The 21,631-nt window shown below is 62.7% G+C and carries 21 protein-coding genes; 12 read left to right on the top strand and 9 right to left on the bottom strand.

Annotation, left to right across the window (positions count from 1 at the left end):
* Positions 1-10: 10 nt before the first annotated feature.
* From NKH06_RS29965 to NKH06_RS29975, 3 genes are read right to left on the bottom strand one after another with little or no spacing between them, the layout of a single operon-like run.
* Positions 11-538: a Smr/MutS family protein gene (locus NKH06_RS29965; protein ID WP_023813424.1), complete on the bottom strand. Its 528-nt coding sequence runs from the start codon at positions 536-538 to the stop codon at positions 11-13.
* Complete coding sequence (mltA, locus tag NKH06_RS29970) at positions 535-1,653, bottom strand: murein transglycosylase A (protein ID WP_023813423.1); 1,119 nt, start codon at positions 1,651-1,653, stop codon at positions 535-537. Before mltA ends, NKH06_RS29965 begins: the two co-directional genes overlap by 4 nt.
* A 25-nt stretch (positions 1,654-1,678) precedes the next feature.
* Positions 1,679-2,386, bottom strand: a complete 708-nt coding sequence (locus tag NKH06_RS29975; protein ID WP_352894935.1) for a Tim44/TimA family putative adaptor protein — start codon at positions 2,384-2,386, stop codon at positions 1,679-1,681.
* A gap of 217 nt (positions 2,387-2,603) precedes the next feature.
* Here NKH06_RS29975 and NKH06_RS29980 point away from each other — a divergent pair, with 217 nt between their 5' ends.
* The 3 genes from NKH06_RS29980 to NKH06_RS29990 all read left to right on the top strand — a co-directional run bounded on the left by NKH06_RS29980 (position 2,604) and on the right by NKH06_RS29990 (position 4,265).
* Positions 2,604-3,104: an FxsA family protein gene (locus tag NKH06_RS29980; RefSeq protein ID WP_023813421.1), complete on the top strand. Its 501-nt coding sequence runs from the start codon at positions 2,604-2,606 to the stop codon at positions 3,102-3,104.
* Between the two features lie 129 nt (positions 3,105-3,233).
* A complete protein-coding gene (gene secB / locus NKH06_RS29985) occupies positions 3,234-3,731 on the top strand; it encodes a protein-export chaperone SecB (protein ID WP_023813420.1) in 498 nt (165 codons plus the stop codon).
* A gap of 246 nt (positions 3,732-3,977) precedes the next feature.
* Positions 3,978-4,265 carry a GIY-YIG nuclease family protein gene (locus tag NKH06_RS29990; protein ID WP_023813419.1) on the top strand — a complete coding sequence of 96 codons (288 nt, stop codon included), beginning with the start codon at positions 3,978-3,980 and terminating at the stop codon, positions 4,263-4,265.
* A 91-nt stretch (positions 4,266-4,356) separates the two neighbouring features.
* Here NKH06_RS29990 and dnaQ read toward each other — a convergent pair whose 3' ends face one another.
* The 5 genes from dnaQ to NKH06_RS30015 all read right to left on the bottom strand — a co-directional run bounded on the left by dnaQ (position 4,357) and on the right by NKH06_RS30015 (position 8,750).
* Positions 4,357-5,136, bottom strand: coding sequence for a DNA polymerase III subunit epsilon (dnaQ, locus tag NKH06_RS29995; protein WP_352894938.1), 780 nt, complete (start codon positions 5,134-5,136; stop codon positions 4,357-4,359).
* A 296-nt stretch (positions 5,137-5,432) separates the two neighbouring features.
* On the bottom strand, positions 5,433-6,032 hold the full coding sequence (coaE, locus tag NKH06_RS30000) for a dephospho-CoA kinase (RefSeq protein ID WP_352894940.1): 600 nt from the start codon (positions 6,030-6,032) through the stop codon (positions 5,433-5,435).
* Positions 6,029-6,871 carry a shikimate dehydrogenase gene (locus NKH06_RS30005; RefSeq protein WP_352894942.1) on the bottom strand — a complete coding sequence of 281 codons (843 nt, stop codon included), beginning with the start codon at positions 6,869-6,871 and terminating at the stop codon, positions 6,029-6,031. The genes coaE and NKH06_RS30005 overlap by 4 nt, the downstream gene beginning before the upstream one ends.
* Complete coding sequence (locus NKH06_RS30010; protein ID WP_352799716.1) at positions 6,864-7,463, bottom strand: Maf-like protein; 600 nt, start codon at positions 7,461-7,463, stop codon at positions 6,864-6,866. Before NKH06_RS30010 ends, NKH06_RS30005 begins: the two co-directional genes overlap by 8 nt.
* Positions 7,464-7,835: 372 nt before the next feature.
* Positions 7,836-8,750 (bottom strand): pyruvate, water dikinase regulatory protein, encoded by a 915-nt coding sequence (locus NKH06_RS30015; RefSeq protein ID WP_502895363.1) that lies wholly within the window; start codon positions 8,748-8,750, stop codon positions 7,836-7,838.
* A 311-nt stretch (positions 8,751-9,061) separates the two neighbouring features.
* Between NKH06_RS30015 and hemE the strand changes: the two genes are divergently transcribed.
* From hemE to yddG, 4 genes are all read left to right on the top strand, one after another.
* A complete protein-coding gene (gene hemE, locus NKH06_RS30020; protein ID WP_352736479.1) occupies positions 9,062-10,093 on the top strand; it encodes a uroporphyrinogen decarboxylase in 1,032 nt (343 codons plus the stop codon).
* Positions 10,093-10,629 carry a protoporphyrinogen oxidase HemJ gene (hemJ, locus tag NKH06_RS30025; protein WP_352894945.1) on the top strand — a complete coding sequence of 179 codons (537 nt, stop codon included), beginning with the start codon at positions 10,093-10,095 and terminating at the stop codon, positions 10,627-10,629. Before hemE ends, hemJ begins: the two co-directional genes overlap by 1 nt.
* 245 nt (positions 10,630-10,874) lie before the next feature.
* The gene (gene rho / locus NKH06_RS30030; protein ID WP_013528732.1) at positions 10,875-12,140 is read left to right on the top strand and encodes a transcription termination factor Rho; all 1,266 of its coding nucleotides are present in this window, start codon (positions 10,875-10,877) and stop codon (positions 12,138-12,140) included.
* Positions 12,141-12,312: 172 nt separating this feature from the next.
* On the top strand, positions 12,313-13,227 hold the full coding sequence (yddG, locus tag NKH06_RS30035) for an aromatic amino acid exporter YddG (RefSeq protein ID WP_352794600.1): 915 nt from the start codon (positions 12,313-12,315) through the stop codon (positions 13,225-13,227).
* On the opposite strand, the gene NKH06_RS30040 is transcribed toward yddG, so the two are convergent.
* Entirely contained in the window at positions 13,228-15,246 is a 2,019-nt protein-coding gene (locus tag NKH06_RS30040) for a thioredoxin domain-containing protein (RefSeq protein ID WP_352894947.1), read from the bottom strand.
* A gap of 60 nt (positions 15,247-15,306) precedes the next feature.
* Between NKH06_RS30040 and mnmE the strand changes: the two genes are divergently transcribed.
* The 5 genes from mnmE (at position 15,307) to NKH06_RS30065 (ending at position 21,379) form a co-directional block, all read left to right on the top strand.
* Positions 15,307-16,638 (top strand): tRNA uridine-5-carboxymethylaminomethyl(34) synthesis GTPase MnmE, encoded by a 1,332-nt coding sequence (mnmE, locus tag NKH06_RS30045; RefSeq protein WP_128305993.1) that lies wholly within the window; start codon positions 15,307-15,309, stop codon positions 16,636-16,638.
* A 416-nt stretch (positions 16,639-17,054) separates the two neighbouring features.
* On the top strand, positions 17,055-18,935 hold the full coding sequence (gene mnmG, locus NKH06_RS30050) for a tRNA uridine-5-carboxymethylaminomethyl(34) synthesis enzyme MnmG (protein ID WP_128305994.1): 1,881 nt from the start codon (positions 17,055-17,057) through the stop codon (positions 18,933-18,935).
* Positions 18,932-19,564, top strand: coding sequence for a 16S rRNA (guanine(527)-N(7))-methyltransferase RsmG (gene rsmG, locus NKH06_RS30055; protein WP_352894950.1), 633 nt, complete (start codon positions 18,932-18,934; stop codon positions 19,562-19,564). The genes mnmG and rsmG overlap by 4 nt, the downstream gene beginning before the upstream one ends.
* Before the next feature lie 54 nt (positions 19,565-19,618).
* Positions 19,619-20,419 (top strand): ParA family protein, encoded by an 801-nt coding sequence (locus NKH06_RS30060; protein WP_013528736.1) that lies wholly within the window; start codon positions 19,619-19,621, stop codon positions 20,417-20,419.
* Positions 20,420-20,488: 69 nt separating this feature from the next.
* The gene (locus tag NKH06_RS30065; protein WP_352723056.1) at positions 20,489-21,379 is read left to right on the top strand and encodes a ParB/RepB/Spo0J family partition protein; all 891 of its coding nucleotides are present in this window, start codon (positions 20,489-20,491) and stop codon (positions 21,377-21,379) included.
* Positions 21,380-21,631: the final 252 nt, after the last annotated feature.

Raw genomic sequence — 21,631 nt, forward strand, 5'->3', positions numbered from 1 at the left:
ATAGAGCTCCTCACAGGCGCGCCCGCCGCAGGCGGATATAGAGCGCACCCGAACCGCCATGATTGCGGGCGGCATGGTCGTGGCTGGAGACCAGCGGCCGGAAGGCGGGCGTCGACAGCCAGGCTGGTACCGCGCGCCGCAACACGCCATCGCCGCCGGAGGACGAGCCCTTGCCGGTGATGACCAGGACATAGCGGACGCCGCCGGCATGCGCCCGGTGCAGGAATGAAAACAGCAGCGAATAGGCCTCGTCCTGGGTCAGGCCGTGCAGATCGACGCGGCCCTCGATCGGTAGCCGGCCCTTCGACAGCTTGTCCAAGGTCGGTTCGTCGAGCGCATGCGCGACATGCTGCGTCTTTGGTTTGGCTGCCCCGGGATTGGCCATGGGCTGAACCGGTTGCGGCTGACTTGGCCTGACCTCGGCAGGGATTTCAGGGATGTCGACGGCAAATTTGCCCTTCAGCGGCTTGGCCGTGCGCGCCACCAGGTTCCACAGAACCCGGTCGTCCTCGCTGAGCTTGTCCGGGCGCCGGGTCATCGGACCGCACCTGCAACGAGCGCGCGCGGGATCAGCGCATAAAAATCCGCGGCATTGCGGACCACGCCGGCGATCTCGCCCGCGGCATCGCCCGAACCGGCGAACAGGTCGCCCCGCGCGGACCCGGTGATGGCCGAGCCGGTGTCCTGCGCGATCATCAGCCGGCGGAACGGTTCTGCGTCGAAAGCAGTCAGCGTCGGTGCGTCGATGTAAAAAGGCGTGCCGAATGTATGCAGCAGGCGGTCGACGGCGATCGAGCGGCCCGGCGTCAGCGGCACCTTGGCGGCGGCGATCGGGCCAAGGGCCGCGTCCTCGACATCGGCCTCGCGGAAGAAGATGTAAGAGCGGTTCTGCCGCAGGATCTCGTCGACGCGGCCCGGATGCGCCTTGAACCAGGCGCGGATCGACTGCATCGTCACCTTCTCCAGCGGGATCTCGCCAAGCTCGCTCAAGATCTTGCCGGATCCGGTGAAGCGCTGGCCGGATTTGGCGGCATAGGTGACGCGGACAAGCCGGCCGTCGGTCATGGCGAGGCGTGCGGCACCTTGCACGTGAATGAAGAAGGCATCGACCTTGTCGGCCAGCCAGGCGATTTCCAGACCCTTGCCGTCGAGCGCGCCACGCTCGATCTCGCCACGGTCGGGATACTCGACCGGCCCGCTCGGCGTCTGGCGCGCGAAAGCGAGGTAGGGATCCAGGCCGGGCGGCCGGTTGCTCTCGTCGATATCGACGAGATCGGCCGGGCGCGACAGCAACGGCACCGAAAACCGATCCGTGCGCACCGGTGACGCCTCGACCTGCGGCTCATAGAAACCAGTGACGAGCCCGGCGCCGGCATGTTCGGCGGGGATAAGCGCCGGGACGAAATGGCGCTCGAAGAAGGCGCGGGCTTCCCCGCGGGTCGGCGACTGATTCGCCGGCGAAACGGTCCGGGCCTTGGCGTAGGCATCGGCAAAGGCGTCGAAGTCGATGCCGAGCGCACCACTGCGATAGGGTTTGGTCAGGACATGGAAGGCCGAGCGGCGAAAGGCGGCGAAAGCCGCCGAATGGTCGTCATCTCCCCAGCCGGGCAGGTCGCCGAAGGCTTTCTCGACAAAAAGAGGCGATAGCGACACCGGAGCCTCGCCGCGTGTTTCCGAACTAGTCTTCTTCCTCGGTGGCGACGAGCTTCCAGTTCGGGTCGCGCGAGCGCGTGTCGCGGGCGAAGGTCCAGACATCCTTGACCTCTGCGACGGTTTCCGGGTCGCCGTCGATGACCGCGCCGGCCTTGTCGCGGGTCGCCGAAATCAGCTCGCTGATGATGCGCAGCGTGACATGCGCCTCGCCGCCCTTCATCTCGGCCGAGACGATGTCGGCCTTGTCGATGCCGACGAAGGAGGACTGGATCTTTTCCGCCTTGGCCTCGCGCTCGCCGATGGCGGCGACAAAACCGTCATAGACCTCGCGCGACAACAGGTTCTTCAGCGTTTTGCGATCGCCGTCGGCATAGGCCTTGACGTTCATCTCGTAATCTATCTTGGCGCCGTCGACGAAACCCTTCGGCTCGAAGGACGGATCATTGTCCTTGATCGTGCGCAGGCCCTTGTTGAGGTCGGTATCGGGCTTGGCGAAAGCGTCGATCGCGGCATAGGTGTCGGGAGCCGGCTCGCCTGGCGGGCGCTTGCGCGGCAGCGAGACGACATTTTCTGATTTCTGGGCGGCATCCTTGTCGCCGGTGCGAGCCGCCGAATAGGGATCGAAGGGCGGCCGTTCGCTGCCGGTGCGGCGGCCCAGCACATTGCGCAGCTGGAAAAAGATGACCACCGCCGCAATCAGGAAGAAAATCGTGCCGAAGTCGAAGAATCCCATATCTTCCGCCAATCAATCCCTGCCCTGTGGCCGGACCGTCAGGCCCAATGGCCACGGTCGCATAGCGTTCAACATTCAAAGCATATAGAACGCAAGGCGCAATCATTCAAATCAAAGGCAGGCATACCTATCTAACAGCCTCAGTGCCAGCGGCGATTGCCAACTGGCGGCCAAAACAATCGAAACGTCATAACAATCGAAAAAAGGTTGGCAAGACTTGCGCATTTCGCTGCTTCCCTTCTTTCTCCTCGCGCTTCCGCTGCTGGAAATCGCCGGTTTCGTCATCGTCGGCCGTGAGGTCGGCGCGCTGGCGACGGTCGGCCTCGTGCTGGCCTCGAGCATCGCCGGCGTGCTTTTGCTCCGGTACCAGGGCTTTGGTGTCATGGCCCGCATCCGCACCGAGATGGCCGCCGGCCAGAACCCAAGCCGCCACCTTGCGCACGGCGCCATGATCGTGGTTGCGGCGATCCTCCTGATCATCCCCGGCTTCATATCAGACATCATCGGCCTGCTTCTGTTCCTGCCGCCGTTGCGCGACTTTGCCTGGAACCGGTTCAAGGGCCGTATTGTCGTCGCCACCGATTTCTCGACCGGCGGTTTTCGCAGCCGCCAGCGCGACAGGGTCATCGACCTCGAAGACGGCGACTATTCGCGCGAGGACGATCTGAAGCGCGGCCCGGATCACAACTCGCCGTGGCGCCGCCTGAAGGACGATTAGGGCGCCGTCCCATCTATATCCGCAGCCGAGAAGCAAGGCGGCAAACCTTGTCTTGTCATCCCCGCCATGGTAGCGAACGCCCGATTTCAATTCGGTCAGCGACGCTGCCCAGGCAAGAGGACAAGGCTTATGGCCAGCAAGGATGACGCGCCGGTCGGCGCAGCCAACGGAAACGGCAATGCGGCGCAGCCGTCGCTCAACGTTCTGGCGCAATATGTGAAGGACCTGTCGTTCGAAAGCCCCGGCGCGCCGAATTCGCTGCGCGGCCGCGACAAGGCGCCGGGCATCGCCATCAACGTCAACGTCAACGCCAACCCGCTCTCCGACAAGCAGTTCGACGTCAATCTGACGCTGAACGCCAAGGCGTCCTTCGACCAGGAAGTGCTGTTCAATGTCGAGCTGGTCTATGGCGGCGTGTTCGCCATCGCAGGCTTTCCGCAGGAGCACATGCTGCCGATCCTGTTCATCGAATGCCCGCGCCTTTTGTTCCCGTTCGCCCGGCAGATCATCGCCGAGGCAACCCGCAATGGCGGCTTCCCGCCGCTGATGCTCGACCCGATCGACTTCGCCCAGATGTTCCAGCAGAAGCTGGCCGAGGACGAGGCGTCCAAGGTCAAGGTGAGCTGAGGCCTGCTGTCATCGTTGTTGTTTCTGAGAACCCGGCCTTGTGCCGGGTTTTCTGTTTGGAACGCTGGCGGGGCAGCGCCCCTTCGAGGTTGGCTGAAGGCCCCTCGCGTCTTCGTCATCCTAGGGCGGAGCAAGGAGCGTAGCGACGCAGCGCAGACCCTAGGATCCATGCCGTGACATTCGCCTTAGAATGCAACGGATCAGAATGGCGCTTGTCCCCGCGCCTGTGCTCGCTACGCTAAAACCATGACCGGTTATGTCTACATGACTGCGAGCCAGAAAGGTGGCACCCTCTATATCGGTGTCACCAACGACCTCGGTCGCCGCATGCCGGAGCACAAGTCGGGCCAAGGCTCTAATTTCACCAGCCGCTACGGTGTTCAGCGGTTGGTCTGGTACGAGGAGTTTTTCGACATCACCGATGCGATCCAACGTGAGAAGTCCCTGAAGCGCTGGCCGCGCCAATGGAAGATCGAATTGATCGAAAAGGCCAATCCAGAGTGGTTCGAGCTGTTTCGCGGGACGGGGTGGTAACGCTCGGTTTCTTGCACCGCCGGAACATATCATCACCGTCACGGCATGGATCCTAGGGTCTGCGCCGCGTCGCTTCGCTCCTTGCTTCGCCCTAGGATGACGAAGTTATGGGGGTCCGCTGCCAATCTTGAGGGTCGGCCCTTCCAGCCTTGCCGCCATCGCTTCTCCAACTGCCAGCAGCAACCTTCAGCCACAACGCCTTCTCACCCAACGTCCCGACCATGCCGGCGTGCGCGGCGCGTTCGGCTTCGGTGAGGCGGGGCCGCAGGGGTGCCGGGCGCTGGCTGATGATGATCTCGATCTGGCGGACATTTTCGCCTTGCGCCGGCGCGGTGGCGCTGTCGAGGATAAGGGCCGCCTGCTTGCCGCCGATCAGCTCGATATAGACCTCGGCCAGCAATTCGGAATCGAGCAGGGCGCCGTGCTTGGTGCGCCTGGTGTTGTCGATGCCGTAACGCCGGCAGAGCGCATCGAGCGAATTGGGGCCCATCGGGTGCTTGCGGCGCGCCAGCGCCAGCGTGTCGACGACGAGGCCGTTGTCGATGACGGGGTGGCCCAGCCGGCCGAACTCGACGTTGAGAAAGCCGATGTCGAAGGTTGCGTTGTGGGCGACCAGCTTGGCGCCGTCGGTGAAGTCCAGCCATTCCTGCACAATCTCGGCAAAGGTCGGCTTGCCCGCGAGGTCCGCCGCGCTGATGCCGTGCACCGCCTGTGCCTCGGCATGGATCGCGCGCCCTTGCGGGTTGATGTAGTGGTGGAAGGTCTTTCCGGTCGGGAAGCGGTTGACCAGCTCGACGCCGCCCAGCTCGATCACGCGGTCGTCGCGCGAATCGAGGCCGGTGGTTTCCGTGTCGAAGATGATCTCACGCATCGAATCAGTCGCTCCAAAGGAGCAGAATCATGAGACCGGAACAAAATGGCAATGGGAAACGAAGCTGATCAGGGCAATCACTACAGGTTTGCGCTGCCCCTCATCGCCCTGCCGGGCACTTCTCCCCGTATAGTGACGGGGAGAAGGACGCCTTCGCAAAGGATTTCGCCAATCTCCTGCGTTTGCAAGAGAGTAGCCGAGGTCGCGGCCAGCTCCTTCTCCCCGTCACTATACGGGGAGAAGATGCCGGCAGGCAGATGAGGGGCGGCGCTGACGTTGACAGACGGCAGCCAGTGTCAATGGCCCGGCTTGCCGACCCCGATCAGTTCCGCAATGATCGCATTCACCTGATCCCGCGCGGCGTCCAGCCCCTGGCCGGTCTCGACCACGAAATCGGCCTGACGACGCTTTTCCGCATCCGGCACCTGCTTGGCCAGGATCGACGCCAGTTTTTCCTCGGTCATGCCTGGCCGCGCCAGCACACGCTCGCGCTGGGTCTCGGCCGATGCGGTGACGACGACGACCTTGTCGACGCGGTTGCGGCCGCCGGTTTCGAACAGCAGGGGAATATCGAGGACGGCGATCGGCGCGCCTGATCCACGATGCCTGGCCAGAAAGGCATCGGCGTCGGCGCGCACCAGCGGGTGAATGATCGCCTCGAGCCGCTTCAGCCCGGCGGCGTCGCCGAGCACGCGCGCGCCAAGTTTTGTCCGGTCGACCACCCCGGCAGATGTGGTGCCCGGAAAGGCGGCTTCGACCAGGGGCGCCGCCTTGCCGGCATAGAGGCGATGCACCGTCTCGTCGGAATCATGGACCGGCACGCCGGCGTCAGCGAACATCCTGGCCGTGGTCGACTTGCCCATGCCGATCGATCCGGTGAGGCCGAGCACGATCATGGTTTCGGCACCAGATCGGCAACGATGAGCGCGCGGAGTTCAGCTGTAACTCGCGGCCTGACGCCGAACCAGCGCTCGAAGCCGGGCGCGGCCTGATGCAGCAGCATGCCGAGGCCGTCGACCGTCTTCAGCTTTCGCGCGCGCGCTGCCGCGAGCAGCGGCGTCTCCAGCGGCACATAGACGATGTCGGTGACGATGGCATGGTCGGGCAGCCGGGCGGGATCGGCCGACAGGCCTTCATTGCCATGCATGCCGAGCGCCGTGGTGTTGACCAGCAGGCCGGCATCGCCGAGCAGTTCATCCGTAGCCGCCATGCCATGCGCCGACACGCCGGCGCCGAAACGATCGCGCAGTTCTATAGCCCGGGAGAGCGTACGGTTGACGATGCGGATGTCGGTCACGCCGCGCTCCTTCAGCGCATGGATGACGGCGCGCGACGCGCCGCCGGCGCCAAGCACGACCGCCGGGCCCTTGCTCGCCCAGCCCGGCGCATGATCGTCGAGGTTGGCGGCAAAGCCGTGACCGTCGGTGTTGCCGCCCCACAGGACGCCATCCTCGAACCACAGCGTGTTGACGGCGCCGATTTCTTGCGCCGCCTGGTCGCGGCGTTCGGCCAATGCGAAAGCCGCTTCCTTGTGCGGGATGGTGATGTTGCCGCCGCGGTAATTGTTTGCCTGCAGCGTTTTCACGAATACGGCAAAGTCTTGCGGCGCGATATCGATGGCCCGGTAGCTCCCGTCGATGCCATGTTTGGCCAGCCAGTGGCCATGAATCTTCGGCGAGCGCGAATGCTTGACCGGATGGCCCGACACGAAGGCTTTTTTCGACGCCTCAGCCATCGATCGCTCCCAGCGTGCGCAGTTCGGCCAGCAGCGGCAGAAGCGGCAGGCCGACAATGGTGAAATGATCGCCCTCGATTTTCTCGAACAATTGAATGCCTTCGCCTTCGATCTGATAGGCGCCGACGCTTCCCAGCGCCTTGGCGCCGACGCGGGCGAGATGGCGGCCGATGAAGGCCGGGTCGAGCTTGCGCATGGTCATCGAGGCGATGCCGACATGCCGCCACAAGACCTTGCCGTCGCGAACCAGCACCGCGGCGCTGTTGAGCTGATGGGTCTTGCCCGACAGCGCCAACAGATGACGGCGGGCGCCTTCCATGTCGGCCGGCTTGTGGAACACCTCGTCGCCGAGCGACAGCGTCTGGTCGCAGCCCAGAACCAGGGCGCCCGGCCTGCGCTCGCTGACTTCGGTGGCCTTGGCCTCGGCCAGCACCAGGGCGACGTCCTCGGGCGAGACGCCGCTGTCCTGCAAAGGCCCCTCGAGCGCGCGCTCGTCGACATCGGCGGGAACCGCCTCGACATCGACGCCGGCATTGACCAGCATCGCCTTGCGGAACGGGCTGCCTGAAGCGAGGATGAGTTTTTCAGTCATGGTTTTAAGCGCCTGATCAATTGTCTAACCGTTGTTGAGATTCTGGCTCCAACAGAAAACCGCTGGCACCTTCGACCACCGTCACGGCATGGATCCTAGGGTCTCCGCGACGTCGCTTCGCTCCTGCTCCGCCCTAGGATGACGAAGGCGTGGTGGCTTTTTGGCCAATCGCGGATGTCGGGCCTGGCACCTACGCCGTCAAAGTGCAGTTGGTGGCAATCGCAAACCTTCGAAATTGGCCGAGACAATCGTCCCTTCGTCATCCTAGGGCGAAGCAAGGAGCCAAGCGACGCAGCGCAGACCCTAGGATCCATGCCGTGACCTTTCAAGCGACGCAGCGGTGGATGTCAGCAACGCGTCGCACGGCTCCAATTATCTATTCTTCCCCCGCAGGGCAACGATCGCCGCCGCCGTTTCCTCGATCGAGCGGCGGCTGACGTCGATCATCGGCCAGCCATGGCGCGTGCAGATCTTGCGGGCATAGGCGAGCTCCTCGGCGATTGCGGCGCGGTCGACATAATCCGATGCCTCATACGAGCTGCTGTTGCCGAGGATGCGGTTTTGCCGGACATGCGAGATGCGCTCGGCGGTGGCGATCAGCCCGACGATCAGCGGCTTGCTGGCGGCAACCAGGCTTTCCGGCACCGGCACGCCGAGCACGATCGGGATGTTGGCGGTCTTGATGCCGCGGTTGGCGAGATAGATGCTGGTCGGCGTCTTCGACGTGCGAGAAATGCCGATCAGCACGACATCGGCATCGTCCATATTGAGCGGCAATTGGCCGTCATCATGGTCCATGGTGAAATTGAGCGCATCGATGCGGCGGAAATATTCGGCGTCGAGGACATGCTGGGCGCCGACGCGGCGGCCGGCCGGGGTGCCTAGATAGGACTGGAACACGGTCAGCACCGGCTCCAGCACCGATACACAGGGCAGGCCCATGGCCGCGCAGCGCTCGTCGATGCCGCGTGCCAGCTTCTGGTCGACGACCGTATAGAGGATGATGCCCGGCTCCTCCTCGATGTCCTCGAACACCTTTGCCACCTGCTTTTCGGTGCGGATCAGCGGATAGATATGCTCGATGGCGCGCGCGTCCTTGTATTGCGCCGAGGCCGCCCGGCCGGCGGCGAGCAGCGTTTCGCCGGTCGCGTCGGAAATCAGGTGCAGGTGGAAGAAGCTCTGGGGTTTGTTCACAGGGGTCACCTGGGGCTGTGGGCTTCTGTGGATAAAGCGGGATGAAAAGACGGGCCTGTCGGAGGCGACTGTATCAGATGGCAGTTTGTCCACAATTCGATGCGCTGTCAGCTTCGTCGGGCGACTGGGGACAAGTTTGGGGACGGCTTTTTTCGACTACGGTCCGTCCACAGGACCTGCCTTTCATCGCTGTGCCTAACACTTTGACTCGATTGATCGATTCGGAGCTATCCCCAGAACCCTACATCTGGGAAAAAGAAGCACGCGACAATATGTTGGCTGGTGTTTTCCGGGGCAAAGCGGGACAGGTGACAACCACTAGAACCAACAGACTCTTAGAATCAGAAGAATCTTAGATATAAGAATCTTTGATTATAGAAGAGGCTGGGAGAAGCGAGCGCCCGATGCCCCAGAACCGGATCATGCTGGATGTCCTCAGGGGCAAGGCCCATTTTCCGCCTCCGCTCTGGATGATGCGTCAGGCCGGGCGCTATCTGCCGGAGTATCGGGAGACACGCAGGCGAGCAGGCTCGTTCCTCGACCTCTGCTACGATCCCGACCTTGCGGTCGAAGTGACCTTGCAGCCGATCGAGCGTTTTGGTTTCGATGCCTCGATCCTGTTTTCCGATATCCTTGTCGTCCCGCATGCGCTTGGCCGTGACGTCCGCTTCGAAGAGGGCAGAGGGCCGCTGCTGACGCCGATCACCGCGCCGGAGATCTTGGCTCTGGAAGGTAAGGTGTTTCACGTGAATCTCGAACCGGTCTACGAGACGGTTCGCCGGTTGCGGGCCAAACTCCCCGAAGAGACAACCCTGATCGGTTTCTGCGGCGCGCCGTGGACGGTGGCGACCTACATGATCGCCGGCCATGGCACACCCGACCAGGCGCCGGCGCGGCTTTTTGCCTATCGCGAGCCGGTGGCGTTTCAACGATTGCTGAAGGTGCTTGCCGAACATTCGGCCGCCTATCTCATCCGCCAGATCGAGGCGGGCGCGGATGTGGTGCAGATATTCGATTCCTGGTCCGGCGTGCTGGACGATGAAACTTTCGACCTGTTCTGCGTTCAGCCAATGGCCGAGATCGTTGGCCGGGTGCGGGCGGTTCATCCCGATGTTCCGATCATCGGTTTTCCCAAGGGCGCCGGTTCGCGCTACCGGACCTATCGACAGAAGACCGGCGTGACGGCGCTGGGGATCGACTGGACGGTGCCCCTGATCGCGGCGAAGGAATTGCAGCGCTCAGGTGCGGTTCAGGGCAATCTCGATCCCTTGCGGCTCGTGGCTGGCGGCAAGGCGCTGTCGGATGGTGTCGAGGCGATCCTGAAGGCGTTGGGAGACGGGCCGCTGATCTTCAATCTCGGTCACGGCATCACGCCGGAGACACCGATCACCCATGTCGAGGCGATGGTGAAACAGGTGCGGAGCGCGACACGCTGATGGCTCAGATGAACAACACGAACAGCACCGGCCAGGCGATGATGCGCATGATATCAGGTATCGCCGTGCTGGTCGTTTTCACCGCGCTTTTGTATTTCGCCGCCCCCGACAGGTTCTATCCCTGGGCCAAGGCGATCCATATCCTCGCCGTTATCTCATGGATGGCGGGCATGCTCTATCTGCCGCGGCTGCTGGTCTATCACGTCGATGCCGAGAAGGGCTCGGTGCAGTCCGAGACCTTCAAGGTGATGGAGCGGCGCCTGCTGCGCGGCATCATCAACCCGGCGATGATCGTCACCTGGGTATTCGGCCTATGGCTCGCCTGGAAGGGTTTTGGTTTCCAGGGCGGCTGGCTGCACGCCAAGATCGGAGCGGTGCTTTTGCTGTCGGCCATGCATGGCTATCTCTCGGGCGCGGTGCGCAAATTCGCCGAGGACCGCAATGAAAAACCGGCCAGGCACTGGCGGATGGTCAACGAGATCCCCACATTGCTGATGATCGCAATCGTCATCCTGGTGGTCGTCAAGCCGTTCTGATGTATATCGATCAAAACGGCCAGGAGCCAACGACACGCAGTGATGCGTTTTAAGCCTTCATAGGTCACGCAAAACGCAGCTTGCTCTTTCACCCGACCGACGATAAAAGACGGGTCTTCCTTCCCGTCATGCGCCGCCCCTCGTTGTTTTCGGCCGCGCCCGGCATTTGTCGCATCCCGCCGATATTTTCCCAAAGCCTACCCAGACTCCATCTATTCCCAGACTCAATCTACCAAGGTCCGTCTATGCAAGAAATGAAACTCGCCGAGTTCAAGAACAAGAAACCGCCAGAGCTGATCGCTTATGCCGAGTCGCTCGAGGTCGAAAACGCCAGCGTCATGCGCAAGCAGGAGCTGATGTTTGCGATCCTGAAGAAGCTGGCCGCCCAGGAGATCGAGATCATCGGTGATGGCGTGGTCGAGGTGCTGCAGGACGGTTTCGGCTTCCTGCGCTCCGCCAACGCCAATTATCTGCCAGGTCCCGACGACATCTATATTTCGCCGTCGCAGATCCGGCGCTTTTCGCTGAAGACCGGCGATACGGTCGAAGGGCCGATCCGCAGCCCGAAAGAGGGCGAGCGCTATTTCGCGCTGCTCAAGGTCAACACCATCAATTTCGACGATCCCGAGAAGATCCGTCACAAGATCCACTTCGACAATCTGACGCCGCTCTATCCGACCAAGCGGCTGAAGATGGAGATCGAGAATGTGACCACCAAGGACATCTCGGCCCGTGTGATCGACCTGGTAGCGCCGATCGGCAAGGGACAGCGCGCTTTGATCAACGCGCAGCCGCGTACCGGCAAGACGGTTCTGATGCAGAACATCGCCCACTCGATCACCGCCAACCATCCGGAATGCTATCTGATCGTGCTTCTGATCGACGAGCGGCCGGAAGAAGTGACCGACATGCAGCGCTCGGTGAAGGGCGAGGTGATCTCCTCGACCTTCGACGAGCCGGCGGTGCGCCACGTGCAGGTCGCCGAAATGGTCATCGAGAAGGCCAAGCGCCTGGTCGAACATGGCCGCGACGTCGTCATCCTGCTCGATTCGATCACTCGTCTCGGCCGCGCCTACAACACCGTTGTGCCGTCATCCGGCAAGGTGCTGACCGGCGGTGTCGACGCCAACGCGCTGCAGCGGCCGAAGCGCTTCTTCGGCGCCGCCCGCAACATCGAGGAAGGCGGCTCGCTGACCATCATCGCCACCGCGCTGATCGATACCGGCAGCCGCATGGACGAAGTCATCTTCGAAGAGTTCAAGGGCACCGGCAACTGCGAAATCCAGCTCGACCGCAAGGTGGCTGACAAGCGCATCTATCCGGCCATGGACATCTTGAAGTCCGGCACCCGCAAGGAAGACTTGCTGGTTTCCAAGCAGGATCTGCAGAAGATCTTCGTGCTGCGCCGCATCCTGGCGCCGATGGGAACCACCGACGCGATCGAGTTCCTGATCGACAAGCTCAAGCAGACCAAGACCAATGCGGATTTCTTCGATTCGATGAACACGTAAAGGTCAGGCCGAAATCTTCCGGTCTGTGTATTGAAGCCCCATTCCGCGAAACCGGGATGGGGTTTTTCGTTGTCCGGCGGCAGGTCGCTTTCCCGATATCGGGCGGCTGTATGTGGCGGCAGACGATTTCGCGTTCATGCAAAGCTCGTGTCTGCAAACTGGAAGCAGCGACGTGAAGAAGACAATCCCGACCCTGATCGGCTTTTCGGCCATCCTGACCTGGTCTTTCCTGGCGCTGCTTTCGACCGCCGCTGGCCCGATCCCGCCGTTTCAGCTGGCAGCCATGACCTTCCTGCTCGGAGGGCTGGTCGGCGCCGGCAGCTGGATCTTCCGCCCAGGCGCGATCCGGTCGCTGCGGCAGCCATGGCCGGTCTGGGCGATCGGCACGGCGGGACTGTGCATCTACCACTGCGCCTATTTCTTTGCGATCCAGTCGGCGCCGCCGGTCGAGGTCAGCCTGATCGCCTATCTCTGGCCATTGCTGATCGTCGTCTTTGCAGCCTTCCTGCCCGGTGAAAGGCTCCGGGTTCATCACATCGTCGGCGTCGTTCTAGGGCTTGCCGGCGCCATCGTGGTGATCACCAAGGGCGGCAATGTCGGCCTGGCCAATGGGGTGATGAAGGGCCATGTCATCGCGCTCTTCTGCGCCTTCATCTGGGCTGGCTATTCCGTGCTGTCGCGCCGCTTCGGCCAGGTGCCGACGGATGTCGTGGCCGGTTATTGCTTCATCACGGCGGCGGTCGCTTTCTCGCTGCACCTGATGCTTGAGACCACGGTCTGGCCGCAGACGCCGACGCAGTGGACGGCTATCGTCATTCTGGGCACGATTCCTCTGGGAGCCGGCTTCTACGCCTGGGATTTTGGCTGCAAGCACGGTGACATCATGATCCTTGGCGCCTTGTCCTACGCCGCACCGCTGTTTTCGGTCATCGTGCTGCTGCTGGCAGGCTTTGGCGTCTTCCACTGGTCGGTGGCGCTCGCCTGCGTGCTGATCACCATTGGCGCGGTGGTTGCTGCCAGGGATTTGCTGTTCAAGCCCCGGCAAGCTGCGACCGAGGCGCTGCCCGATCCCGCGCACGGCGCCTGATCATTCTCGGCGCAAAAGGCGCTCCAGCTCTTCCGGATCCGTCATCGGGGAAAGGCAAACCTGACCAGTGCAGAACCACGCGCTTAAGCGGTTGGTCAGCGGCAGGATTCCGGCGGGCAGCAAGGCTCGATTCGCTCCCGTACCGATCGGCACGAGGATGTCGACGCGGCGTGGATCCGGATTTCGATTCGCAACCGGAACGAGCTTTGGATCGTTGAGCGCATCAACGATGACCAGCTTGAGCGGCTCGATCGCAAGCGCGCAGGCATTGACGATGCTGGCCTGGCCATAGGTCTGGTTTGCGGCACGGCCGGCGGCATGTTCGGCGACCTCCCAGGCTTTCTCGTGCAGCTCGAGATCGCCGGTGACGGAGGCGAGCCGGACCAGTGCCTCGATGATCTGGCCGGTGGCGGACGGAATGGCTTCATCGACGTCGCCCCTGATGCGGATCGGCACGTCAGCGCTGTCCGAAGCCGTCAGATAGTAGCCGGTCTTCTCGGCATCGGCGTGCCAATGGTCGAGTTGCTCGACGAACTGGCCGGCCAGGTCGACATAACTCCAATCCCCAGTGGCCTCGAACAGCGAGATGGCTGCGTTGGTCATGGCGGCATAGTCGGTGGACAGAGCAGGGAACAGTTTTCTGGCGCCGAGCATCGAATGCGGCAGGCGGCCGTCGCGGCCGGCAGCGCTGATATGAGTGAAGGCCTTTGCCGCCGCATCGATCCAGTCAGGCCGCGCCAGCGACCGGCCGGCTTCTGCAAGCGCCGCGATCAGCTGGCCGTTCCAGTCGGTGAGGGTCTTTGCGTCAAGGCCGGGCCTTACCCGCTGTTCCCGGACTGCAAGGAGTTTCCCCTTGAGCGGGCTGATCTCTTCGCGATCGATCACATATTGCGATTGCTGGGCCCTCGTCTGGTGGACAACCGGCTTGCCTTCCCAACCATGCGGGCTGGAGAGCGTGAAGTAATTGACAAACAAGGCGGAATCGTCGCCGAGTGCGGCCTCGATCTCGTCTTGGCTCCAGGTGTAGAACAGCCCTTCCTCGCCGTTGCTGTCGGCGTCGAGACTGGCGGCAAAGGCGCCGCCGTCGACGCGCATTTCGCGCAGCAGCCAGTCGATCGTCTCTTTGATTCGGACCCGGAACAACTCGTTGCCGCTTGCGGCATAGGCCCAGTTGCAGAAGCGGATCAGCTGGGCATTGTCGTAAAGCATCTTTTCGAAATGCGGCACCAGCCATTCGGCGTCGGTCGAGTAACGGCTGAGCCCGCCGCCGATATGGTCGTAGATGCCGCCGCTGACCATCTGTTCGAGGCTGTTAAGAACGTCGTCGCGATGGCTGGCGTTGCCGTCGCGCAGCCAGGACAGCCACAGCGTTTGCATGAACGGTGCATTGGGAAATTTCGGCGCGCCGCGCAAGCCGCCGAGATCGCGGTCGATCATGCCGTCTATGCCCTTGGCAAGCTCAGCCAGCGTGCCGCGATCGAGCCCTGTTTTCGCATGCGAGCCGGCAAGCCGCGCCTCGACATGTATGGTCAGGCCGTCGGCACTCTGGTTGAGGCTCGCCCGCTTCTCGCGCCAGGCCTTGTCCACCGCCTCCATCACCTGGATGAAACCGGGGCGGCCATAGCGTGGCTCGCGCGGAAAATAGGTGCCGCCCCAGAACGGCTTGCCGTCCGGCGTCAGGAACATGGTCAGCGGCCAGCCGCCTTGCTCGCCCATGGCGGAGAGTGCGGCCATATAGATCTGATCGATGTCGGGACGCTCCTCGCGGTCGACCTTGATATTGACGAACAGACGGTTCATGACGGCGGCGACACCATCGTTCTCGAAGCTTTCATGCGCCATGACATGGCACCAATGGCAGGCGGCATAGCCGACCGAGAGCAGGATCGGCCTGTCCAGCGCCTTCGCCTCCTCGAGCGAAGCCGGCGACCAGGCCCGCCAGTGGACGGGATTGCCGCTGTGCTGCTGCAGATAGGGGCTGGCTTCTTCGGCAAGCAGGTTTTGCGCTGGCAGCGTCACTGGGCAAACTCGGATGGGTCGGATAGGCGTAAAGCTAGGGCGGTTCGGTAGAGCGGGCAAATGATTTCAGGCGGTTCCATCGTAGCGCTGTCGAGCGGCCGGCTTCCGGCCGGGGTTGGCGTCATCCGCATTTCCGGCCCGCAGACTCGATTCGTAGTCGAAACGATTGCCGGCAGCATGGTTAAGGACCGCTCGGCAGTTCTGCGCCGATTCAGGGCACCCGACGGGACCTTGCTCGACACCGGCCTGGTCGTTTTCTTTCGCGGTCCGGCCAGTTTCACCGGCGAGGACGTTGCGGAATTCCATGTTCACGGCGGTCGTGCCGTTGTGGCAAAAATGCTGGAGACGATCGCAGGCCTTGACGGCGTCAGGCACGCGGAACCCGGCGAATTCACGCGCCGGGCCTTTCTCAACGGCAAGGTCGACCTTGTCGAGACCGAGGCACTGGCGGATCTCGTCAACGCCGAGACCGAGGCGCAGCGGCGTTTTGCCGTTCAAAATGCCGAAGGCGTTCAGAGCGAACTCTATCTCGGCTGGCGCCGCAGACTGATCCATGCCCGCGCCATGATCGAGGCGGAAATCGATTTCGCCGATGAGGACGATGTCCCCGGTTCCGTTTCGGATACGGTCTGGTCCGATGTCAGGACGATGATCGGCGAGATCGATCGCCACATCGCCGGGTTTCGCGCCGCCGAGATCATTCGCGACGGCTTCGAGGTCGTGATCCTTGGCGCGCCCAACGCCGGTAAGTCGAGTCTGTTCAATGCCCTGGCCCGGCGGGATGCCGCTATAGTAACGGATGAACCCGGCACGACGCGGGATCTGCTTGAAGTGACACTTGATCTCCAGGGGCTGCGGGTCCGGCTTACCGATACGGCCGGGCTGCGCGATGCGCCGGGGAAGGTCGAGGCGATCGGCATCGAGAAGGCGAGGGCCAAGGCGCATGGCGCCGATCTCTTGCTGTTGCTGCAGGATGTTACGAATCCTGGGGATATTCGTTCATTGCCGACCGCGGCGCCGACCTTGCGCGTTGGCACCAAGCGCGATCTGCTGGAAGACCGCGCGGCGAGCGGGGCGATGGAAGACTACAACCTTGTCATTTCGGTAAAAAACGGGACGGGCGTGGAGAGACTGCTGGCGGAAATCGGCCGGCGAGCTGCCGAAGCAGCCGGGAGCGTCGGTGATGTTTTGCCATCGCGCCTGCGCCACGTCGAATTGCTTGGCGCAGCGAATAGGCACCTGCTTCGTGCAACCGACGGCCAGACTGTCGGGCAGGAATTGCGCGCCGAAGAGTTGCGGCTTGCCGCGGATCGCCTGGGCCGTATTGTCGGCGCCATCGACGTCGAGGAGATGCTGGATGTGATTTTCTCACAGTTCTGTATTGGGAAATGACTCACGTGAAACAGTGCGGTGTATCGCTTCGTCATCCACGGGCGAAGCAAGGAGCGCAGCGACGCAGCGCAGACCCAAGGATCCATGCCGCGACATCAAAGCAGCGGCCACGATGCAGAATTCTGCTCCGCTGTACTCTTTGGCCAAGGTCACGGCATGGATCCTCGGGTCTCCGCGACGCCGATTCGCGGACGCTCCGCCCGTGGATGACGAAGGCGGGGAGGCTTCGTCTGGGCCACCGCGCTGCGCTGCCTGTGTGACTCACGTGAAACGCGTCAGGCGGCCTTGGTGACTCACGTGAAACATGGAGCTGACAGCCCGCAAGGTTGTTTCACGTGAACCCGCGGAGTTTTCTTGACAGCAAAGCCTCACGGGGACATGTGTCCCTGATTCATTTGAGTCTAGGACGTTTGGAAATGACCAATCACTATGATGTGGTTGTGGTGGGCGGTGGCCACGCCGGGTGCGAGGCGGCCAGCGCTGCAGCGCGCGCCGGTGCGAAGACCGCTTTGGTGACGCTGCGTTTCGACACGATCGGGGTCATGTCGTGCAATCCGGCGATCGGCGGGCTCGGCAAGGGTCACCTGGTCCGCGAGATCGATGCTATGGACGGCTTGATGGGGCGGGTGGCGGATGCTGCCGGTATCCAGTTCCGCCTGCTCAACCGCCGCAAGGGCCCAGCAGTACGCGGGCCGCGCACGCAGGCCGACCGAAAGCTCTATCGCCTCGCCATGCAGGAAGCGATTCGGCAGCAGAAAGATCTCGACGTGGTCGAAGGCGAGGTTCTGGACTTCGAAATCGACGATGGGCAGATCGTGGCCGTTCTCCTGGCCGATGGAAGGCGGCTTGCCTGTGGCGCTGTCGTTTTGACGACCGGAACTTTCCTGCGCGGACTTATCCATATCGGCGAGAAGAAGATTGTTGCCGGCCGCATGAACGAGCAGGCCAGCCTTGGGCTCTCGGCGACGATGGATCGCGCGGGCTTCAAGCTCGGCCGTCTGAAGACCGGCACGCCGCCACGGCTCGACGGCCGGACCATCGACTGGGCGTCGCTGGAAAGCCAAGCGGCGGATGAGAATCCTGTGCCGTTCTCGCTGATGACGGACCGAGTCACCACGCCGCAGATCGAGTGCGGCATCACCCGCACGACGACGGCCACGCATGAGCTGATCCGCGCCAATCTTGACCGGTCGGCCATGTATTCCGGCTCGATCGAGGGCGTTGGGCCGCGCTACTGCCCGTCGATCGAGGACAAGATCGTCAAGTTCGGCGACAGGGACGGGCACCAGATCTTTCTGGAGCCGGAAGGGCTGGACGATGATACCGTTTATCCCAATGGTATTTCGACCTCGCTGCCCGAAGACGTACAGCTCGATATATTGAAAACCATTCCGGGGCTGGAGCGCGCAACCATGCTGCAGCCCGGCTATGCCATCGAGTATGATCACGTCGATCCGCGCGAACTGCATCAGACGCTGGAGACGAAGCGCATCAGTGGTCTTTTCCTCGCCGGGCAGATCAACGGCACGACCGGCTATGAGGAAGCAGCCGGGCAAGGCTTGCTCGCAGGCCTCAATGCGGCGCGGCGGGCGGCGGGGAGCGAGCAGATCGTGCTCAGCCGCACCGAAGCCTATATTGGGGTGATGGTCGACGACCTGACCAGCCGCGGCATCAGCGAACCCTACCGGATGTTCACCTCTCGGGCCGAATTCCGGCTGTCGCTGCGTGCCGACAATGCGGATGAACGACTGACGCCTCTGGCTGCGAAGCTGGGCATCGCTTCGGCACAGCGCATGCAACGCTACGGGCAGGTCATGCAAAGCCTGGATGAGGCGCGGGACTTGGCGAAGTCGCTCGCCCTGACGCCGAACGAGGCGGCGCGACACGGGCTGGACATCAACCGGGATGGCGTGCGCCGGTCCGGCTATGAATTGCTGTCCTATCCTGACGTCGATGTCGCTTGGCTGGCCGGCGTCGATCCGCGCTTTGCGGCGATCGACGGCAAGACGGCGGAGCGCCTCGAGACGGAAGCGAAGTATTCTGTCTATCTCGACCGCCAGAAGACTGACGTGGCGCAAATCCGGCATGAGGAGAGCCGGCTTATCCCCGAGACGGTCGATTTCGCCGGAGTGCCGGGTCTGTCGAACGAGCTGAAGCAGAAGATGCAGGCGCGGCGGCCGCGCTCCATCGCCGATGCCCAGCGCATGGAAGGCATGACGCCGGCGGCGCTGGCGATTATTGTCGCGCATGTCCGTCACGCGGAGAGCGCCCAGCGCCCACAAAAGGATGTTGCGTGAGTTCTTTTTCCCTGGAGAGCCTGCAGGATGCGGCAGGCCCGGTTTCACGTGAAACATTCGATCGGCTGGTGGCGTTCGAGCAGATGTTCCAGAAATGGAATCGCAGCATCAATCTCGTGGCGCAATCCACGTCGGGCGATGTCTGGCAGCGCCATATCCTGGACAGCGCGCAGTTGGCGCGAATCGAGCCTCGGGCGACGCGCTGGGTCGATCTCGGTTCGGGCGGCGGATTTCCGGGCCTTGTCATGGCTTTTCTGCTTGTAGAGCGTGACGGCGCCAGCATCGATTTGGTTGAAAGCAATCGCAAAAAAGCATCCTTCCTGCAGGCTGTCGTCGGGCAGTTCAGGCTGCCGGCGCGGGTGGTGGCGCACCGCATCGATGACAGCCATGCGCTTGTTTCGACACCGCAAATCGTCACGGCGCGGGCGCTGGCCTCGCTTTCGATGCTGCTGGACCTGTCGGCGCCATGGCTGACGTCAGGCGCGCGGGGCCTGTTCCACAAAGGCCGGGATTACCGCACCGAAGTACAAGAAAGCGTTCACCGATGGTCCTTCGATCTGGTAGAACATCCAAGTGTGACCGACCCGCATGGGGTCATCCTTGAACTGTCCAACCTGCGATCTGTCTGATCCGCGACGTGTCAGACGCTTTGGCGACCCAAAATGAACTTCTGGCATAGACCCATGATGAAGAATGGCCCCCGAATCATCACCGTAGCCAACCAGAAGGGCGGTGTCGGCAAGACCACCACCGCCATCAATCTGGCCACCGCGCTGGCCGCGATCGGCGAAAAGGTGCTGATCGTCGATCTCGATCCGCAGGGAAATGCCAGCACCGGCCTCGGCATCGATCGCAAGGACCGGACTGTGTCCTCCTATGACGTGTTGACCGGCGAACTGGAGCTGGAAGCCGCGGCCATCCCGACGGCGGTGCCCGGCCTGTCGATCGTGCCGTCGACGCTCGATCTGCTCGGCATCGAAATGGAGATCGCCTCCGCGCCCGACCGGGTGCTCAAGCTGCGCAATGCGTTGCGCGCCGCGACCGAGCGCGGCGCGCCGTTCGGCTATGTGCTGATCGACTGCCCGCCATCGCTCAACCTTTTGACTCTGAATTCAATGGCTGCGGCCGATTCTGTTCTTGTACCGCTGCAATGCGAGTTTTTCGCGCTCGAAGGTCTCAGCCAGTTGCTGGAGACGGTCGAACAGGTGCGCCGCTCGATCAACCCGGATCTCACCATCCAGGGCATCGTGCTGACCATGTATGACGGCCGCAACAATCTCGCCAACCAGGTGGTGCAGGATGTGCGGGCGCATATGGGCGACAAGGTCTACGAGACCGTCATTCCGCGCAATGTGCGGGTGTCTGAGGCGCCGTCCTACGGCAAGCCGGCGATCCTCTATGATTTGAAGTGCTCCGGCAGCCAGGCCTATCTGCAACTGGCGTCGGAAGTGATCCGCCGCGAGCGCAAGTTACGCGCCGCTTGATTAGGCCGGATGCATAGCTAAAAGCCGATTCGATACCGAAACGATTTGGAATAGCCAACTGGAATAAAGATGAGCGAAGACCTTTCAAGAAAGAGACTGGGGCGTGGACTGGCTGCGCTGATCGGCGAGATCGATCGCCCCGCAGCGCCTGAGAAGCCCGGCATGAGCGCCGACGGCAAGGTGCCGATCGAGTTCCTGACCCCCAATCCGAAAAATCCGCGCCGGCATTTCGGCGACGCCGAGCTGACCGATCTTGCCCAGTCGATCCGCGAACACGGCGTCGTCCAGCCGGTGGTGGCGCGGCCTTCGCCGACACAAGCCGGCCGCTACGAGATCATCGCCGGCGAGCGGCGCTGGCGCGCGGCGCAGCGCGCCGGGCTGTCCGAGATTCCGGTCATCATCCGCGAGGTCAACGACCGCACCGCGCTCGAACTGGCGATCATCGAGAACGTCCAGCGCACCGACCTCAATGCGGTCGAGGAAGCGCTTGGCTATCAACAGCTGATCGATGAGCACGGCTACACCCAGGCCGATCTCGGCCAGGTGATCGGCAAGAGCCGCAGCCATGTCGCCAACACGCTCAGGCTCTTGAAGCTGCCGGACGTGATCCGCGACATGCTGGTCGACGGCGCCCTGTCGGCGGGTCATGCCCGCACGCTGGTGACGGCGGAAGATCCGGCCGGCCTTGCCAAGCGCATCGTCGAAGAGGGCCTTTCGGTGCGCCAGGCCGAAGCGCTGGCGCAGATGCCGGCCGGCACCAGCAGCGCTAGGGAAGCCAAGCCGGCGCCAAGTCCTGACGAAAAGGACGCCGACACGCTGGCGCTGGAGAAGCTGTTGACCGACACGATCGGCATGATTGTGTCGGTGGATCACAAGGGCAAGGGCGGCGTGCTGCGGGTTTCGTACCGGTCGCTGGAACAGCTTGATGAGCTGTGCCGCAGGCTGAAGCAAGATCGGTAATTAGCCGGCGAATTAACTCCTGGCTTAAGGTCCAGCTGAGCTGGTTGGCACGGGCTTAAGAGGCATAAAGGGCTGGCGGTTGCCGGCCCTTCTCTTTGCGGCGCCTATGTTTGGCGAACGCGGCGAAGCTCCCAATCTCCCCCCCCTCGTGGGCAGGGCTATCGCATATGGATTCTTGCGAAGAAGAACCCCCACCCTAACCCTCCCCACAAGGGGGAGGGAACGCTGCCGCGTGCCTTTAATTCTTCTTGG

Origin of the sequence: Mesorhizobium sp. M1342 (assembly GCF_040317955.1) — a bacterium.
Taxonomy (GTDB): Bacteria; Pseudomonadota; Alphaproteobacteria; order Rhizobiales; family Rhizobiaceae; genus Mesorhizobium.

Bases quoted from the DNA above. Each gene is read 5' to 3' on its own strand.
- NKH06_RS29965 (WP_023813424.1), bottom strand. From the start codon at position 538: ATGACCCGGCGCCCGGACAAGCTCAGCGAGGACGACCGGGTTCTGTGG.
- NKH06_RS29975 (WP_352894935.1), bottom strand. From the start codon at position 2,386: ATGGGATTCTTCGACTTCGGCACGATTTTCTTCCTGATTGCGGCGGTG.
- secB (WP_023813420.1), top strand. From the start codon at position 3,234: ATGGCCAGCAAGGATGACGCGCCGGTCGGCGCAGCCAACGGAAACGGC.
- NKH06_RS29990 (WP_023813419.1), top strand. From the start codon at position 3,978: ATGACCGGTTATGTCTACATGACTGCGAGCCAGAAAGGTGGCACCCTC.
- dnaQ (WP_352894938.1), bottom strand. From the start codon at position 5,136: ATGCGTGAGATCATCTTCGACACGGAAACCACCGGCCTCGATTCGCGC.
- coaE (WP_352894940.1), bottom strand. From the start codon at position 6,032: ATGATCGTGCTCGGCCTCACCGGATCGATCGGCATGGGCAAGTCGACC.
- NKH06_RS30005 (WP_352894942.1), bottom strand. From the start codon at position 6,871: ATGGCTGAGGCGTCGAAAAAAGCCTTCGTGTCGGGCCATCCGGTCAAG.
- NKH06_RS30010 (WP_352799716.1), bottom strand. From the start codon at position 7,463: ATGACTGAAAAACTCATCCTCGCTTCAGGCAGCCCGTTCCGCAAGGCG.
- hemE (WP_352736479.1), top strand. From the start codon at position 9,062: ATGCCCCAGAACCGGATCATGCTGGATGTCCTCAGGGGCAAGGCCCAT.
- hemJ (WP_352894945.1), top strand. From the start codon at position 10,093: ATGGCTCAGATGAACAACACGAACAGCACCGGCCAGGCGATGATGCGC.
- rho (WP_013528732.1), top strand. From the start codon at position 10,875: ATGCAAGAAATGAAACTCGCCGAGTTCAAGAACAAGAAACCGCCAGAG.
- mnmE (WP_128305993.1), top strand. From the start codon at position 15,307: ATGATTTCAGGCGGTTCCATCGTAGCGCTGTCGAGCGGCCGGCTTCCG.
- mnmG (WP_128305994.1), top strand. From the start codon at position 17,055: ATGACCAATCACTATGATGTGGTTGTGGTGGGCGGTGGCCACGCCGGG.
- NKH06_RS30060 (WP_013528736.1), top strand. From the start codon at position 19,619: ATGATGAAGAATGGCCCCCGAATCATCACCGTAGCCAACCAGAAGGGC.
- NKH06_RS30065 (WP_352723056.1), top strand. From the start codon at position 20,489: ATGAGCGAAGACCTTTCAAGAAAGAGACTGGGGCGTGGACTGGCTGCG.